Here is a 17,177-nt window from a genome sequence, read left to right on the forward strand (position 1 = left end):
GCTCCTGTCAGATCTTGAGGGTGCAGTCGCCGGACGCCGTGGAGACGCAAGTCTGTATTCGGTCCCCTTCGCCGTGTTCGTCCCCGGAGCGGATGTCGCGGACGTGACCCGACTCCAAGGGGAGCACGCAGGACTGACAGATACCCATCCGGCAGCCGAAAGGCATTTGGATACCGGCTTTTTCACCGGCCTCAAGCAGCGAGGTAGCCCCGTCGACCTCGGCACTCTTGTCTGAGATCGCGAAAGTGACGGTGCCACCTTCGCCGCCCTTGTCGGTGCGGGCGATGACAAACCTTTCCGTGTGCAGGTTGTCCTCGACTCCGGCGGCACTGAACGTCGTGTCGAGAGAGTCGAGCATCGTCGGCGGGCCGCACGCCCAGGTGGGTCGGTCCGTCCAGTCCTCGACGATCTCGTGCAACGCGTCGAAGTCGACGTGGCCCATCTGCTCGGTGAACTGCAGATGCAGCCGATAGCTGTCTACTTCGGTATCGAGCGATCTGAGTTCGTCATGGAAGATCACGGAATCGGCCGACGGCGCCGAGTGGATGTGCACGATGTCCGGATGCTGATCGCGCGCATGAAGCGCCCGCAGCATCGCCATGATGGGCGTGATCCCACTGCCCGCACTGATCAGGAGCAACTTCGCCGGCGGCGGGTCGGGAAGCGCGAAGTCGCCCTTGGGTGACGCGAGGCGCACGATGGTGCCGGGCTCCACACCGTTCACCAGATGGGTGGACAGGAACCCTTCCGGTGTCGCCTTCACGGTGATCGAGATCAGCTTCTTGTCGCGGAGCGGAATCGATGTCAGCGAATAGGAGCGCCAATGCCAGTGCCCGTCGATCCGCAGGCCGATTCCGACGTACTGGCCCGGCCGGTAATCACCGGAGAAACCCCACCCCGGCTTGATGGTCACGGTCGCCGAGTCTTCGGTCTCGCGTGTGACATCGACGACCTGCCCACGCAGTTCCCGGGCGGACCACAGCGGATTCAACATCTTCAGATAGTCGTCTGGCAGCAACGGCGTGGTCGCACGGGCCACCAATCCTCGCAGCACGTTGACCGCCGGGGTGGTCGCGGTGTCGACCTCTTTCGCCGGCGCCACACTCCACCGCTTCAAACTGCGAATAGTCGACTCCACCGGGCCTCCATCTGGCGAGAGAGTGACAACCGTCACACCGCAACGGGCACGGGATTGTCCAAAGCCGGCCAGCCCCAAACCTGACTTCCTGCATTGTCAGCGAATTGCCCGGATTTCAACTTGGGATCGGTAGCCGACGGCCGCCGGTGTACTCGGGTCATGACAACAAACATGTTTCTCACCCGCATCCAGGACCAGACCAACCGCGTCGACCGCACCCGCAGCCTCATCTTCGGCATCTCCGCCGGGATCACCGCGCTGTGGTCGGCCTACCGCGTCTTCTGGCTGATCTACTCGGCTTCGGTGCTGTCCACCTACGGCCTGTCCTCGGCGACAGTGCTCTTCTCGCTGGTTCTGTGGACGGTCGTCGGTCTGGCCGCCGCGGCCGTCGCTGCCCTGTTCCTGCTCCGCTACCGCAAACTCACCTGACGGTCGGTCTACTGCGGCGGCGAACCGGGGCGCCGGGGCGCCGCCCCGTGGCCGTGGACGCCTTCGGCGTACGCGGTTTCGGCGTGCTGCGAGAAGTCGACGCCGGAAGTCTCCTCCTCGGCGCTGATGCGGAAGCCGATGAGGCGGTCGATCAGCTTGCCGAGGATGAAGGACACCGCGAACGCGTAGGCGGCCACCACGACGACCGCCAGCGCCTGCTTGCCGAGCTGCGCCACGCCGCCGCCGTAGAACAGGCCCTCCGGCCCGCCCGTCATCACGTCGGTCGCGAGGAAGCCGATCAGGATCATGCCGACCACGCCGCCGACGAAATGCACGCCGACCACGTCGAGCGAATCGTCATAACCGAAGCGGAATTTCAGACCGATCGCGAACGAGCAGACCACGCCTGCCACCACACCGACGACGACGGCCCCGAGGGTGTCGACCGTCCCGCAGGACGGTGTGATCGCGACGAGGCCGGCGACGACGCCGGAGGCGGCACCGAACGTGGTCGGCCTACCGTCGCGGATCTGCTCGACCGTCAGCCAGCCGAGCATGCCCAGGCAGCCGGCCACCAACGTGTTGAGGAAGATCGCCGCGGCGGTTCCGTTGGCGGCCAACGCCGATCCGGCGTTGAACCCGAACCAGCCGAACCACAGCAGCCCGACGCCGAGAAGCACGAACGGCAGGTTGTGCGGGCGCATCGCTTCCTTCTTGAAGCCGATGCGCGGCCCCAGTACCAGAGCCAGCGCCAAAGCCGACGCGCCCGAGACGATCTCGACGACGAGACCGCCCGCGTAGTCCAGCACGCCGAGTTCGAAGAGCCATCCCGTCGGCGCCCACACCCAGTGCGCCACGACGGCGTACACGAGGACCGCCCACACCGGGACGAACACCGCCCACGCGGCGAACTTGGCCCTGTCGGCGATCGCGCCGCTGATCAGTGCCGCGGTGATGATCGCGAAGGTTAGCTGGAACGTCGCGAACAACAGTTCCGGGACCTGCCCGTGCACCGTGTCAGGAGCAATGCCGCTCATACCCATGTGCGAGAGGCCGCCGAGGAACCCGCCGGCCCCGCCATCGCTGAACGCCACGCTGTAGCCGACCAGCAGCCAGGACACGGTCACCAGCGGGATGGCGATGAAGCTCATCATGATCATGTTGAGCACGCCGGTGGTACGCACCATGCCGCCGTAGAAGATTGCGAGCCCCGGCGTCATCAAGAGCACGAGGGCGGTACTGGTCAACAGCCACGCGGTCGCGGCGGGGTCGATCTCGTTCACTGTCCGGCTCCTTCGACGGTCCCGGACGAGGATGTCGGTCTCGCGTTTCGGCTACGCGGCGATTGTGTTTCCGGAATGTTTCACAGGATCGCGCGGTGGGGGTGGGGACAGCCCTACCCTGAGAACGCTGGCGGACCGGATGGGAGTGACGCCGACACATGCCTAGCGTCGAGTCCGTGGTGAGTCTCCGTCAGCTCCGAATCGACACCGGTTACTGCCTGCTGGGGTTCCCGCTCGCCCTGGTCAGCTTCTGCGTCCTGGTGACCGGATTCTCGGCGGGAGTCGGGATGCTGGTCGTCGTGATCGGCCTGCCGATCCTCACCGCGACGCTGTTCATCGGGCGCGCCTTCGCCGACATCGAACGCTTGCGATTTCCCGCTGTACTGCGTCTGCCCCGAACCCGGCCTACCTATCGCGTGCCGCCGCCGGATGCCGGACTGTGGAAACGCATGGTCATGCCGCTGACCGAGGCCCAGTTCTGGCTGGACCTCGTCCACGGACTCTTGCACTTCCCGATCGCGGTGACGACGTTCTGCATCGTCGTCTCGTGGTGGGCCTCCGGGATCGCGGGCACCCTCACCGTCTTCTGGGATTGGAGCATCCCGCGCGGCCCCGACAACCAGTCGCTGGCCCAGCTGATCGGGCTCGGTGACAGCGCGGTCGCGCGGATCGGCTTCCAGACGGCCGTCGGCGTGCTGTGCCTTGTCACCCTGCCCTTCGTGGTGCGGGGTTGCGCGCTGGTCTCCAGCTACTTCAGCCGGTTCCTGCTGACTGGAGTCGCCGAGATGCGGCAGACGATCACCGTGCTCACCGAACAGAAGGCGGCGGCCGCCTCAGCCGAGGCGACGGCGTTGCGCCGGCTGGAACGCGATATCCACGACGGCCCCCAGCAGCGGTTGGTGCGGCTGGCGATGGATCTGAGCCGCGCCCGCAGACACCTGGACACCGATCCCGACGCGATGCGCGCAACGCTGGACGAAGCGCTCGTGCAGACCCAGGAGACGTTGGACGAGCTGCGGGTGCTGTCACGCGGCATCGCGCCCCCGGTGCTCACCGATCGCGGCCTGCCGAGTGCGCTGGCGGCGCTGGCCGTTCGATGCACCGTGCCGGTCGAGTTGGCTGTCGACCCGGAACTCGGTATGCCGGCCGGGCGTCTGGATCCCGCCGTCGAGACGGCCGTGTACTTCGCCGTCGCCGAGGCGCTGACCAATGTGGCCAAACACAGTGGCGCCGCGTACTGCTGGATCACCGTCGCGCACGGCCCCGAGAAGGTCGGCGTCGAGATCACCGACGACGGCAACGGCGGAGCACACCTCGCCAAGGGCCATGGGTTGTCCGGACTCGATGACAGGGTGCGCGCCGTCGGGGGCACACTGACAGTCACCAGCCCCGTCGGGGGGCCGACGACGATCGGGGTGACGGTGCCGTGCTGAAGATCTTGCCCTTGAAGATAGTGGTGGCCGATGACTCGATCCTGTTGCGGGAAGGCCTCGTTCGGCTTCTCACCGAGAACGGCCACGAGGTCGTCGCCGCAGTGGGCGACGGTCCGTCGCTGGTGGCTGCCGTCGAGGCGCACCGACCGGATGTTTCCGTCGTCGACGTCCGGATGCCGCCGTCGCACACCGACGAAGGGCTGCGTGCCGCCGTCGAGGCCCGCAGACGGGTACCGCACACGCCGGTGCTGGTGCTGTCGCAATACGTCGAGGTCTCCTACGCCGACGATCTGCTGGCCGACGGCACCGGCGGGATCGGTTATCTGCTCAAGGACCGGGTCACGGCGATCACCGAATTCCTCGACGCGATCGACCGGGTCGCGACGGGTGGCACAGTGCTCGACCGCGACGTGGTCGCGCAGTTGCTGGTGCGCCGCCGCCGCGACGATCCCTTGCGGGCCATGACAACTCGTGAGCTTGAGGTCCTTGCGTTGATGGCCGAGGGCCGCTCTAACCCGAACATCGCTCGCAGCCTGTCAGTCAGCGACGGCACCGTCGAGAAGCACATCGGCAACATCTTCGCCAAACTGATGCTGCCGCCCGACGACGAGCAACATCGCCGCGTGCTCGCGGTTCTTGCCTACCTTCGCACTTAGTTCGGTGTCGGTGGTGGTGGTTCGTAGGGGTGGTACCACTTCCATTGGGCGCGTTCACCGGTCGGGCCCCGATACGGCGCGACGTTCGGTGGCGCGGTGATGGGTGGTCGCGCCAGCGAGCCACTTTTCATGATGTTGCCCTCGGAGTCGGTGACGCTGAGACGGTGAGCCGGACCGGTGATCGTGATGTCGCCGCGGTGATGCGCACGATGATGAAACGGGCAGACCAAAACCAGGTTGTCGAGTTCGGTCTCCCCACCGTTCTCCCAGTGGATCACGTGATGGGCGTGCAAACCCCGGGTAGCTCCGCACCCGGGCACCACACACGCGCCGTGATCACGACGCTCCAGAGCGCGACGCAACCGGCGGCTGATCGTGCGGGTGACCCGGCCCGACCCGATCGGCTGACCGGCACGTTCGAACCACACCTCACAGGTGGCGTCACAGAGGGCGTACTGACGGTCGCCCTCGGAGAGCGCCGGCCCCAGATGCAGGCTGGCGATGGACTTTCCGACATCCAGGTGCACGATCACGGTGGTGTGCTGACCATGCGGGCGACGCGCCACGTCAGCGTCCCAACCTGTCTCGACCAGACTCATGAACGCGTCCTTGGCGGTCGGAAAAGGCGGCACCTGACCGCCCGCGTCGGCTTCGTTTTGAGCGGCTTCGTTGTGATCGGCTTCGTCGCGGTCGCGTTTCCAGTCCGCGATCAACCCATCCTTATGCGACGCCAGCGCCGCATCGACCTTTGCCGCCTCCAGGTTGTGCACTCGAAACCGGAACGTCGTGTACTCACCCCTGATAGTCCTGGACACCGAAGGCCCAGGGTCCGGCTTGGGCTCCGCAACCGGTTTGGGTTCTGCGGCCACCGCGGTCCGCAACTGCGCCACCGTCATGTTCTCCGCGACATGCATATAGTGCGTGTCTGACCCCGGACCGGACCTGTCGGCGATCACCTCCACCTGATCCAGCGACAGTCGACCCTCCCAAAGAGCAGCGGCACATCGCGGCAGTTCCTCGGCACGGCCCGCAACCGTCATCACCGATTTCGCGTTATGGGGCGGCACCCCGATCTTCCAGGCGATCAACTCGGCCATCGACCTGCACCCGGTCGTAGCCCACAATCCTTCCCGATCCATCTCCGCCGCGATCTCCACGATCCGACCGTCGATCGCGTTACGCTGCCCCGCCAACTCCGAGAGCTCATCGAACATGGCTTCCAACCGCAGCCCCCGAGGGGGACTCGGTTGAAAAGACGCAATGCTCGACGGCCGAATAACCCCATCATGCCGCCGGGGTCCGACAAGAAACCGTGGCAGCGAGTCAATCGATGATGGCCACGGCCCTGGTCCACCCCGCCGACGCGGCGTGAACCTTGACAGGAAAACAGCTCACCCGAAATCCCTTCGCGGGCAACTGTTCCAGGTTGTGCAGCTTCTCGATGTGGCAGTAACCGATGTCGCGCCCGGCCTTGTGCCCCTCCCAGATGATCGACGCGTCGTGGTCCTCGGCGTAGCGCTGCGCGGTGAACGTGAACGGCGCGTCCCAACTCCAGGCGTCGGTCCCGGTGAGCCGCACGCCCTGTTCGAGCATGTGCAGGGTGGCGTCCCGCCCGATCCCGCACCCGCTCTGCACGTAATCGTCGTGGCCGTACCGGGTTCCGGCGCTGGTGTTGACGACGACGATCTCCAGCGGCGACAGCGTGTGACCGATGCGCTGCAACTCGGCGTCGATGTCGTCGGGGGTGACGACATAGCCGTCGTCGAGGTGGCGGAAGTCCAGTTTCACGCCGGGCTGGAAACACCATTCGAGCGGAACCTCGTCAATGGTGATCGCACGTTCGCCGTTCTCCTCGTTGGCCCGGTTCATCGTCGAGGCGAAGTGGTACGGCGCGTCGAGATGAGTGCCACTGTGGGTGGTCATCGTCACCCGTTCGATCGCCCAGCCCTCCCCGTCGGGCAGGTCGCTCTCGGTGGCTCCGGGGAAGAACGCGAGCACGTCCCCGACGGTGTCGCGGTGGGTGAAGTACTCGATCTCGGGGCGATACCCCGGTGGATCAGAGGCGATGCCGCCGCGCAGCGGCACTGAAATGTCGATCAGGGTGGGCATGACGGTCAGGATGTCATGGACATGTCATACCGACTCCGTTTCGCGACGGCCCACCTGGGGCACAGGAGCGCATGCCCCGTCACGCTGTCATCTCGGGCGCCGGTATCGCCGGTCCGGCGCTGGCCTATCAGCTCACCGCACGCGGGTGGAGCACCACCGTCATCGAACGATTCCCCCAGCGCCGCGACGAGGGCCAGAACGTCGACATCCGCGGTGCTGCCCGCGACGTCGTCGCTCGGATGGGACTCGGCGATGAGATCCGCGCGGCGAACACCGGCGAGATCGGTACCCGATTCGTCACGGCGGATGGCTCCCCTGCTGCCTCGTTTCCCGTTGCGTCACAAGGCCAGTCAGATGGCCCCACCGCGGAACTGGAGATCCTGCGCGGCGAGCTGTCCCGCATCCTCATCGAACACACCCCCGACACCGACTACCGGTTCGGCACGCAGATCGCCGATGTCGCCGACCACGAAGACCACGTGCGGGTGGCGCTGCAGGACGGCTCGTCCGTCGACGCCGACCTTCTGGTGATCGCCGAAGGCCTGCATTCGCGGTCGCGGAGATTCGTCACGCCCGCCGAGGTCAACGATCTCGGCATGCACTTCGCCTACGCGACCATCCCGCGCAGCGAGGACGATGACCAATGGTGGAACTGGCAGCACGCCACCGAATCCCGCGCCGTCCATCTGCGGCCGGACAACCTCGGCACCACCCGGGCCATCCTGACGTTCATCTCCGATGTCCGCGGCTTCGAGGACCTCGACCGGGCCGGGCAGCTGACAATCCTGCGGCGCACCTTCGCCGACGTCGGCGGCGCGGCGCCCCGCGTGCTCGCCGCGCTCGACGACGGCGCGCCGATGTATTTCTCGGTGGCCGGGCAGGTACACACCCCCTCGTGGAGCAAGGGCCGGATCGCGCTGCTCGGCGATGCCGCCTTCTGTAACGCGACCTTCGGGGGCGCGGGCACCAGCCTTGCACTCATCGGCGCCTACATTCTGGCGGGCGAGCTCGCCGGCGATGGCGACGTCGTCGCGGCGCTCGGCAGGTACGAACGCGCGATGAAGCCGTTCACCGACTCGGCACCCCAGGTACGCGCCGGCGCGCTGCGACTCGCGAACCCGAGGACGCGCACCGGCATTCGCGTATTCCATGCCGCAGCGGCGATGGCCGCGAGCCGGGTGGCGCGGACGGTCGCCTCGGTCACCGGCGGCCGGCTGTCCAGGATCGCGAGCCCGCCCGAGTCGCTACCGGACTACCGGTAGGCGAGCGCGGCTCCGCAGATCCCGCAGACCTCGAGTTGCCGCCGCTTCCAGCGCGCGACAGGGATGAAGAACACGGTGAACTGTTTGAACTCCCGTATCCGGGCCCACTGGGACGTGTTGTGGCAGCGTCCGCACGCCCTCACCTCGCCCGGCCCGACATGCTTCTGTTTGGTGCCGTAGCCGAACAGGAACAACATGGTCGGGGTTACCAGCCGGCGTTGCGGGCCAGATCGATCGCGTACTGGCTGACGAACGTGCCGGCGCTGGGCGCGCCACGGCAGGAACCGTCCGATTCGCCGGGACGCTTCACCCACAGGAACGCGTCGACCTGCGGGTTGCCGGTGGCCGTGGTCGGGCGGGCGCCGAGTGCGCGTCCGCTGGGGTTGCACCAGTACAGGTCATCGCCCTCGACGGGTCCGGCGCCGTTGCGCGACGTGTCGATGACGAACGGTTTGCCACCCGTCATCCCCGAGATCACCGAGCCGTATCCGACCGACTCGTCCGTGGTGAAGAAGTTCGCAGTGTTCAGGCTGAAGCCACGGGCCTTGGCGACCCCGACCTGGTTCAGCCGGGCCGCCATCACGTCGGCCGGAACCCAGCGCGAGTGCCCGGCGTCCACATAGACGGCGGTTCGGGGGTTGCGGGTCAAAGTGTCGACGGCGTAGCCGATGAGGGCGAACCGCTCCTGCTGCTGATCCGCCGACAGGCAGTCGGCCATCGCGAGGGCGTCGGGTTCGAGGATGACCGCGGCGGGACCGCCGCCGATCGCGGCCGCGACGCCGTCGATCCAGGCGCGGTAGGAGTCGCCGGACCCGAATCCGCCCGCGGCGTAGCTCCCGCAGTCCCGGTTGGGGATGCCGTAGAGCGCCAGGATCGGCATGGTGCCCGCGGCCTGCGCGGTCTGGATGTACTTCGTGTCCACGGCGGGGGTGGACAGGTGGTCCATCCAGTAGGCCGTCGGGGTGTTCACGACGGCGGCCAGCAGCGGGTCAGGGTTACCCGCCAGCGCACGCATGCCCTTCGACTGGGGGTTCACATAGAACGGCAGGCCGACCAGCGGGTTCGCGTCAGCCGTCAGACGCACCTGCGGTGCGGACTGGGTGTCGGTCGGCCCGACCGCGACACCGGTGACTGCGACGGCTGCGACCGTCAGGACGGGGGCGATCCAGCGCACGGCGGCACCAACGGCTGAGGAGAACACGTACCGGAACTTAGTGCGGCTTCGGATCGAATGCCAGTCGCTGCGACCTAACGGAGCTCGTGCGAAAGCCATCGCCCGATGCCGGTGGGATCGGCGACGTAGTCCGGCTCCACTTTGCGCATCGCTGCCCGGACCGCGATATCCGCCTCGCACGACGACGGATCCTGAAGCACCACGCGTCCCCCTGCCGACTTGATCGCCTCGCAGCCGGCGGCGCCGTCTTCGTTCGCACACGACAGCAGAACGGCGATGGCTGAGCCGGCGAAATCGGCGGCGCTGGTGAACGCGACATCGATCGAGGGGCGCGAGTAGGCGACGGGAGGGTCGAGGGTCAGATGCGCGCGCACGCCCGGAGCAGCCTCGTACGGGGTGACCGGTGAGTGCGGTTCGGCGGTCAAGGTCCGTTGCCTGCCGATCAGCATGTGGTAGCCGGCAGGCGCCACGGTGATCGTTCCGGGCGGGCAGCCCCACGGACTGTCGTCGGGTTCGTGAACGGGCAGCGCGGTGTAGGTCTGGAGCACTTCCACCAAAGGTGACCGCTCGGGCGAGCGGTGCAGCACCACGCACATCACCGAGGTCCGGATTCCGCCGAGCGCGTCCAGGATGCCCCGCACCGCGCGCATTCCGCCGGCGCTGCCCCCGATCACGACGACTTCGGGGCGGACCACGCTAGTGACGGCCTTTGACGTAGATACCCAGCCGACGATCCACCTGGGAGAAGAGCGTTTTGCCGTCCGGTGTGAGCCGCTCCCGCGGTCCGATGACGACGTTCCCGAAGGGCGCCAGGCTTTCCTGGAAAATGTGCTCGACGCGCTGTTGCAGGGTCTCCTCGAAATAGATGAAGACGTTGCGGCACATGATCAGGTTGAACTCGCCGAAAGTGCTGTCGGTGGCCAGGTTGTGGGAGAAGAACTCGATTCGCGACCGGAGTTCCGGGCTCAGGATGCACCGATCGTATTTGGCGACATACCAATCCGAGAACGGCCGCTCCCCGCCGCTGGCCTGGTAGTTGCGCGTGGCGCTGACCATGTTGTCGGCCGGGTAGATCGCCGACGTCGCGACTCGCAGCGAATCGCTGTCGATGTCGGTGGCATAGATCGTGGTGCGGTCCAGCAACCCGGCCTCGTCGAGAAGGATCGCAACGGAGTACGCCTCTTCGCCGGTCGCGCAGCCCGCGATCCAGATCCGGATGCGCGGATAAGTCGCCAGCCGCGGCACCAACTCGGTGCGGATCTTCGCGAATACCGAAGGATCCCTGAACATTTCGGTGACGTTCACGGTCATTGTGGACAGGAACCCCGCGAGCAGGGTCGGATCTCGCAGCACCTGGCCCTGGGCCTCCGAGATGGACCCGAAGGAATGGCGGTCGACGAACGCCATCAGCCTCCTGTTGCGTGACGCGTCGCTGTAATGGCGAAAGTCGTAGCCCAGATGCTCGAACACGGTGTAGAAGAACGCATCCGCTTCGATCAGGGTCAACTCCCGCGATCGAGCCGTCACGGTGTCCGCTGTCCGCGGGGCCGGCCCGCGAGCCACACTCTGAGCACCGAGGTGAGTTGGTCCATGTCGACCGGTTTGGTGACGTAGTCGGAAGCGCCTGCGTCCAAGCACTTCTGCCGATCGCCCTTCATCGCCTTCGCGGTCAGAGCGACGATCGGGAGGTTGCGCCATTGCGGTTCGGCGCGGATCCGGCGCATCGCCTCGTATCCGTCCATCACCGGCATCATGATGTCCATCAACACCAGACCCACCTCGGGATGCGCGGCGAGTTCGTCGAGTCCCTGCTGGCCGTTGCGAGCCGGTACCACGGTGATGCCGTAGCGCTTCAACGCACTGCCCAACGAGAACACGTTGCGGACGTCGTCGTCGACGAGCAGGACCGTGTTGCCCTCCAGCGATTCGTCCATTCGCCGTGGGTTGGAGAGGATTTCGCGCGCCGAGTCCGGCATCTCCGTCGCCACGCGGTGCAGGAACAAGGCCGTCTCGTCGAGTAGCCGCTCCGGCGACTTGGCGTTCTTCAGCACGATCGCCGACGCCAGCACCTCGAGGCGCTCCGTCTCGGACACCGTCAGCTCGCGGCCGGTGTGCACGATCACGGGCAGACTCTTCTGCTTCAACTGGTCCTTGATCTGCTCGATCAGATCGATTCCGTCGATGTCCGGCAGTCCGAGGTCCAGGACCAGGCAGTCGTAGGACGTCGGGCCCGACAGCTCCGCCAGCACCTGTTCACCGGTGGCCACCGTGGTGATCTCGATGTCGTCGCTTTCGATCATGTGCTTGACGACCTGGCGCTGGTTGGCGTCGTCCTCGGCGACCAGGACCTGGCGCGGTCCCGGCTTCAGGAAGTCGGCGATGGAGCTGAACATCGAACGCAACTCGCCGATCTCGGCCGGCTTGTTCAACGTCTGGATCGCGCCCATCCGCCGGCCGCGTCCGTCGTCGTCGGCTCCCGAGACGACATTCACCGGAATGTGACGGGTGGCGAGATCGTGCTTGAGGACGTCGAGGACCACCCACCCGGCCATGTCGGGAAGGCCGATGTCCAGTGTGATGGCCGCCGGCCTGCGTTCCTTCGCCAGCGCCAGGGCCATGCGACCGCTCGCCGTGATCACTGAGTCGAACCCGGCCTCGGTGGCCAGCGTGGCGAGCATGCTCGCGAACGTGGCATCGTCCTCGACGATCAGCAGGACAGGCTTGTTGCCCGTCGGCCACTCGACACTCGACGTGTCGACGGCCTCGAAGCGCGCCTCGCCGTCCGTATCAACGGCTGCTGGCGTGACCGGTTCCAGCACAACAGGTTTCGCAGGCTCCGGTCGCGCAGCGGGCGCCGCGGGCTGCTGGCTGGCGATTGCCTGGTCGGCTCCGACGGGCAGATAGCACGTGAAGGTCGAACCCTGTCCGAGGGTGCTGCGCAACGTGATGTCGCCGCCGAGATGACGCGCCAGCTCCCGGCTGATCGCCAGACCGAGGCCGGTGCCGCCGTACTGTCGCGCAGACCCCTTTCCCGCCTGCTGGAACGACTCGAAGATCAGGTTGTGGTCCTTCTCGTCGATACCGATTCCGGTGTCGGTCACTTCCATCGCCAGGAAGGTGCTGCCGGGATTGCCCGAGGTGTCGGACGCTCCGAAGAACCTCACGGTGACCGAACCGACGTCGGTGAACTTGATGGCGTTGGCCACCAGATTCTTGGCGATCTGCTTGACCCTGGTGAAGTCGCTTTCCAGCCGCGGTGGCGCGGAATCGTCAGCGACAGCGCGGAATACGACGCCCTTGTCTCCGGCGATCGGGTTGAACGTCCGGCCGAGGAAAGTGACGAGTTCGGCGACGTCGATCATCTCCTTCTCGATGTACAGCGAGCCCGATTCGACCTTCGCGAGGTCGAGCACCTCGTCGATCAGGTTCAGCAGGTCCTTGCCCGACTGCTGGATGGTCTCGGCGAACTCGTGTTGCTTGTCGTTGAGTCCCTCCTCCGAGTCCGTCAACAGACCCGCGAGGATCAGGATGCTGTTGAGCGGGGTGCGCAGCTCGTGCGACATGTTCGCGAGGAACTCCGACTTGTACCGCGACGACACCGCGAGTTCCTCGGCCTTCACTTCGAGAGAATCGCTGAGGCGTTGCAACTCCTCGTTCTTGCCCTCGAGCGCCCGGGACTGGTTCTCCAGCCGCTCCGAGGTGGCACGCAACTCCTCCTGCTGGGTGCGCAGCTCCTCTGTCGTCTCCTCGAGCTCGGCGTTCTGCGACGACAGCATCTCTTCGCGCTGAGTCAGCGCCTCGTTGGCCGCACGGAGCTCTTCTTCCTGCGCCTGCAACTCTTCGGTCTGGGCCTGCGAGATCTTGAGCAACTCGCGGGTCTGGGTCGCCGACTCGATCGCGCTGATCGCGACACCGACTCCGAGCGCGATGCTTTCGAGTAGCTCGATGTCCTCCTCCGAGAACAGTTGCAATGCAGCCAATTCGAGCACACCGAGCACGTCGCTCTCGAACTTGATTGGGACGAGCATCAGCGACACGGGCGCGGTCTTCCCCAGCCCGGACACGATCTCGACGTAGTCACTCGGGGCGCCTGTCACCTCGATTCGATTGCCCTCGAGCGCACACTGACCGACGAGCCCGTCGCCGACAGCGTATGCAGTGGGCAGGCCCTTGCGGCGGTGGAACGCGTACGACGCGGTGAGCGCGTACTGGCCGGGGTCGTCGGCCTGCTGCAGGTACAGCGCACCGTGTTTGGCGCCGACTGCTTCGGCTGTGCGGGACACGATGATGTTGCACGCGGCGCGCAGGTCGTCGACGCTCTGCACCTCCGTCATCAGGTTCGCCTGAATCTCTTTGGACAGGCGTGCTTTCTCGTTGATTTCGGCCGCCCGGGTTACGGTGCGAACGATGTTGCGGCTCGTGAACCAGAGCAGTACCCCGAGAACGAGGACGATCGCACTGGAGAACAGCCAGAGGGTGTTCTTGGTGAACTGGATCGCTCGCGCTGCCCGGGTATTGGCGTCATCCACCGCGCGGACGGTTTCCTGCTCGATCAGTCCGAGCTGGTTCTCCAGCTGCGCCACCTGCCCGTCCAGATCCGCTGCGGCGGCGAGGGCTTCTGCGTCGGTGTCGACGCTTTCCTGCGCGGAACGGTACTGCTCGCGGAACGTCGACCACATCGTCAGAGCCTGCTGATACTGCAGGCGGATGTTGCCGTTGGCGACCTGGTCTGCCGAGGTCCGTAGATCGGTGTCGATGGTGCTGTCGAGGTTGAGCAGTTCGTCGGCGAGCCGATCCCGTTGCCCGCCGTCGGCGAAGAGGAACTGGCTGTATGTCGCAAGCAGTGTCTGCAGGTCTCGCCCGGTGTCGATCGCCGCGATCTGAGCTTCCCGCGCCTGTGCGCGCTCTTCGTAAAGTGCTGAGATCCGGTTGATCTGGATCGTGTACAGCGTGTTCGCCATGATGATCGCCAGGATCGCTGCACCGCAGAGAATGACCAGCCGGGTCCGGAGCGTCATATCACCCTAACTCTCTCGTCCATTCAGGTAAGCCGCCAGATCCGATGTCTCCATCGGGCGGGAGTAGAGGAAGCCTTGTTGCAGAACGCATCCCGCCTTGCGTAGCCAGTCGGCCTGCTCCTGCGTCTCGACCCCTTCGGCGACAAGGTCGACCTGCATGCACGCCGCGACGGCGATCTGGCTGCGAACCAGTCTCTGGACTCGCTCGTTCTCAGGCACTTCGGCGATGAACGAGCGGTCGATCTTCAACCAGTCCACGGGGACGTGCATGAGGTTGGTCATGCTGGCGTGCTCGACCCCGAAATCGTCGATGGCCAAACTGAATCCGTAGTCGCGGGCACCGCGCAACGCCACGTGGGCGGGCGAGGGGTCGAAGTTGAACGCGCGTTCGGTCAGTTCGAGGCAGACCCTTTCCGGGGCGATGCCGTTCTTCCGCTGCATGTGGATCAGATGCTCGAGGAAGGTCGCGTCGACCACCTGATCCGGGGACACGTTCACGTGCAGTTTCAGGTCGTCGCGTCCGAGAGCGGCGTAGTCCTGGAAGGATCGGGTCACCGTCCACCGACCCAGTGGACCGGCCTGTCCGGCGTCCTCGGCCAGCGTGATGATCTGGCTCGCCGGGATCTCCTCGCCCGCGACCCGCCAGCGAATCAGGGCCTCCAATCCGAACAATGCTCCGGTGGCCGAGTTCACAATCGGTTGGTAGACCATGCGGAAGTCCGAGCGCACGATGGCCTCGGTGATCTCGCCGCGCAGATAGGCCTTGCTCTCCTGTTTCGACCCGATCGCGTCGGTGTAGAGGACACAGACGCCCGACCGGGTCTTCTTGGCTTCGAACATGGCGATGTCGGCGTGGATCAGCAGTTCCTCGGGGGTGTGCGCACTGTCGCCCAGGCAGGCGATGCCCATGCTCAGCGAGGGCCGCAGTGTCGCGTTCTTGCAGTACACGTACTGGGACTGGACCATCTCCAGGATCCTGTCGCCGGCGACCACCGCCGCTGCGGTCGACGGCACATCCTCGAAGACGATCACGAACTCGTCGCCGCCGATGCGGCACACCAGGGTGTCGTCGCCGACCGCGGATCGCAGCCGCGTCGCCACTTCCAGAAGCAGTTCGTCTCCGGTGTCGTGACCGTAGGTGTCGTTCACGGTCTTGAAATGGTTGACGTCCATGTAGACCAACGCGACCAGGTTCGAGCCTTCGTCGCGGCGGTGTGCGAGGTGGGCGAGCCGCTCGTTGAGTTGCCGCCGGTTCGCCAGATCGGTCAGCGGGTCGTGGCTGGCAAGTCGGCGGATCTCGGTCTGGGCGAGTTTGATCTCGGTCAGATCGTGGACCACGACAGCCACCAGCGGATCGGCCGAGTCACCGATCGGCGACAACGTGATCGTGACTTCGACATCACGGCCGTCGTGCGCGCGGAACGCCATCTCGATCGTGATTTCCTGCCGGATGGCCAGCGTGGCGTCCAGTTGCTCCTCGAGCCGGTGCCGGTCATCCGCGGCGGCGAGGTCCAGGATGGAACGTCCCAGCAGGGACGTGTCGTCGCCGTTGAACAGCGCGGTCGCGGCCTTGTTGTAGCTGCGGATGGTGCCTGCGGCCTCGACGGCGAGGATCGCGTCCCCGGTGGCCTGCATGACGGCGGCGTACTCGGCCTGAACCCGGTAGAGGCTGGCATTCGAGATCGCCAGCGCGGCCCCCACCGATGCCCCGCGGAACAGCGTGACGTCCGCCTCGGTGAATAGGGGCCCGCCGGCCCTCCCCACGCAGACGGTGCCGACGTATCCGCCCCTGGCTGTCAAACGCTGAACCAGAATGTTCGAGTTCGCTGCCAGATCCGGTGCTTCGCCCGCGTCGGCCACGGCGGCCTTCAGCATCTCGCTCGCCCGTCCCCCGTCGTCATGGGACAGCGTGTCGTGGAACCCGTGATCGGGGGTCGGCAGCCGCAGCAGACATACGGCATCGAACATCTGGCTGAGCTCAGCGACGATCGTCGTCTCCAGGGAGGCCAGATCGATGCTCGCCGCCGTGAAGATGTTGCCCAGCTTCTCCCGCCGCCGCGTGACGATCAGCTCGTCCCTATGCCTGATCTCGGCGGCGCGCGCTGCGTGTAGCTGCTGTTCGTGAAGCTTCGCTGCCTCGCTTCGCAGCCGGGCAAATGACTGATCGAGTTCAAGGAGCGCTTTGACTTTCGCGTAGAAGACCTGCCGCGAAACCGGCTTGACCAAAAAATCGACCGCACCCAAGTCGTAGCCGCGGTCCAGGTCGCCGGCCTCGGCTTGCCCCGTCAGGAAAATGATGGGTGTCGACGCCAATTCCTCGACATCGCGGATCAGTTGGGCGGTCTCGAAACCGTCCATGCCGGGCATGTTGATGTCGAGGACGATGACGGCCACCTTGCGTTGCAGCAACGCGGTCAGCGCTTCTTCGCCGGAACCGGCCTGGGCAATATCGCAGTTCAAGGGCGTCAATACCGTGCACAGCAGTTCGCGCAGCCGGGCGTCGTCATCGACGACGAGAACCATCTGCTTCACGTCTTCGACGGGTTGGTTCAGGGCAGCGTCGTCCGCCGGCACCAGGATTGTCGTCCCCTCTTGCGCCCCCTCCGGAGCAAGCACACCGACTTCCACCCGCCAAGTCTCCTACGCGAAATCCACTCGCCGTTTATTCGAACTGC

Annotated in this window: 14 protein-coding genes; 4 read left to right on the forward strand and 10 right to left on the reverse strand. The window is 65.9% G+C overall.

The window, feature by feature from the left end:
• Positions 1-7 precede the first annotated feature (7 nt).
• A complete protein-coding gene (locus P9A17_RS21210) occupies positions 8-1,138 on the reverse strand; it encodes a ferredoxin reductase (protein WP_278040705.1) in 1,131 nt (376 codons plus the stop codon).
• A gap of 159 nt (positions 1,139-1,297) precedes the next feature.
• On the opposite strand from P9A17_RS21210, the gene P9A17_RS21215 reads away from it, so the two are divergent.
• The gene (locus P9A17_RS21215; protein ID WP_278040706.1) at positions 1,298-1,567 is read left to right on the forward strand and encodes a hypothetical protein; all 270 of its coding nucleotides are present in this window, start codon (positions 1,298-1,300) and stop codon (positions 1,565-1,567) included.
• An 8-nt stretch (positions 1,568-1,575) separates the two neighbouring features.
• Here P9A17_RS21215 and P9A17_RS21220 read toward each other — a convergent pair whose 3' ends face one another.
• Positions 1,576-2,850: an ammonium transporter gene (locus P9A17_RS21220; RefSeq protein ID WP_278040707.1), complete on the reverse strand. Its 1,275-nt coding sequence runs from the start codon at positions 2,848-2,850 to the stop codon at positions 1,576-1,578.
• Between the two features lie 176 nt (positions 2,851-3,026).
• Here P9A17_RS21220 and P9A17_RS21225 point away from each other — a divergent pair, with 176 nt between their 5' ends.
• Positions 3,027-4,283, forward strand: a complete 1,257-nt coding sequence (locus tag P9A17_RS21225) for a sensor histidine kinase (RefSeq protein ID WP_278040708.1) — start codon at positions 3,027-3,029, stop codon at positions 4,281-4,283.
• Between the two features lie 11 nt (positions 4,284-4,294).
• The gene (locus P9A17_RS21230) at positions 4,295-4,939 is read left to right on the forward strand and encodes a response regulator transcription factor (RefSeq protein WP_278040709.1); all 645 of its coding nucleotides are present in this window, start codon (positions 4,295-4,297) and stop codon (positions 4,937-4,939) included.
• On the opposite strand, the gene P9A17_RS21235 is transcribed toward P9A17_RS21230, so the two are convergent.
• Together P9A17_RS21235 and P9A17_RS21240 are read right to left on the reverse strand one after the other, a co-directional pair.
• Complete coding sequence (locus tag P9A17_RS21235; protein WP_278040710.1) at positions 4,936-6,153, reverse strand: HNH endonuclease signature motif containing protein; 1,218 nt, start codon at positions 6,151-6,153, stop codon at positions 4,936-4,938. The two genes, P9A17_RS21230 and P9A17_RS21235, sit on opposite strands and share 4 nt — an antisense overlap.
• Positions 6,154-6,262: 109 nt before the next feature.
• Entirely contained in the window at positions 6,263-7,048 is a 786-nt protein-coding gene (locus tag P9A17_RS21240; protein WP_278040711.1) for a cyclase family protein, read from the reverse strand.
• Positions 7,049-7,119: 71 nt separating this feature from the next.
• Between P9A17_RS21240 and P9A17_RS21245 the strand changes: the two genes are divergently transcribed.
• Positions 7,120-8,310, forward strand: a complete 1,191-nt coding sequence (locus P9A17_RS21245) for an FAD-dependent monooxygenase (protein ID WP_278040712.1) — start codon at positions 7,120-7,122, stop codon at positions 8,308-8,310.
• On the opposite strand, the gene P9A17_RS21250 is transcribed toward P9A17_RS21245, so the two are convergent.
• Genes P9A17_RS21250 through P9A17_RS21275 form a run of 6 tightly spaced genes read right to left on the reverse strand, consistent with a single transcriptional unit; the run spans position 8,301 to position 17,130 of the window.
• On the reverse strand, positions 8,301-8,507 hold the full coding sequence (locus P9A17_RS21250; protein WP_278040713.1) for a zinc-ribbon domain-containing protein: 207 nt from the start codon (positions 8,505-8,507) through the stop codon (positions 8,301-8,303). The two genes, P9A17_RS21245 and P9A17_RS21250, sit on opposite strands and share 10 nt — an antisense overlap.
• 8 nt (positions 8,508-8,515) lie before the next feature.
• Positions 8,516-9,511, reverse strand: coding sequence for a glycoside hydrolase family 6 protein (locus P9A17_RS21255; protein ID WP_278040714.1), 996 nt, complete (start codon positions 9,509-9,511; stop codon positions 8,516-8,518).
• 47 nt (positions 9,512-9,558) lie between these two features.
• On the reverse strand, positions 9,559-10,179 hold the full coding sequence (locus tag P9A17_RS21260; protein WP_278040715.1) for a chemotaxis protein CheB: 621 nt from the start codon (positions 10,177-10,179) through the stop codon (positions 9,559-9,561).
• Position 10,180: 1 nt separating this feature from the next.
• On the reverse strand, positions 10,181-11,011 hold the full coding sequence (locus P9A17_RS21265) for a protein-glutamate O-methyltransferase CheR (protein WP_278040716.1): 831 nt from the start codon (positions 11,009-11,011) through the stop codon (positions 10,181-10,183).
• Complete coding sequence (locus P9A17_RS21270; protein WP_278040717.1) at positions 11,008-14,502, reverse strand: response regulator; 3,495 nt, start codon at positions 14,500-14,502, stop codon at positions 11,008-11,010. Before P9A17_RS21270 ends, P9A17_RS21265 begins: the two co-directional genes overlap by 4 nt.
• Positions 14,503-14,508: 6 nt before the next feature.
• Positions 14,509-17,130, reverse strand: a complete 2,622-nt coding sequence (locus tag P9A17_RS21275) for an EAL domain-containing protein (protein WP_278040718.1) — start codon at positions 17,128-17,130, stop codon at positions 14,509-14,511.
• Between the last annotated feature and the right edge of the window lie 47 nt (positions 17,131-17,177).

The sequence above is a fragment of the Mycobacterium sp. 236(2023) genome, assembly GCF_029623955.1.
Taxonomy (GTDB): domain Bacteria; phylum Actinomycetota; class Actinomycetes; order Mycobacteriales; family Mycobacteriaceae; genus Mycobacterium.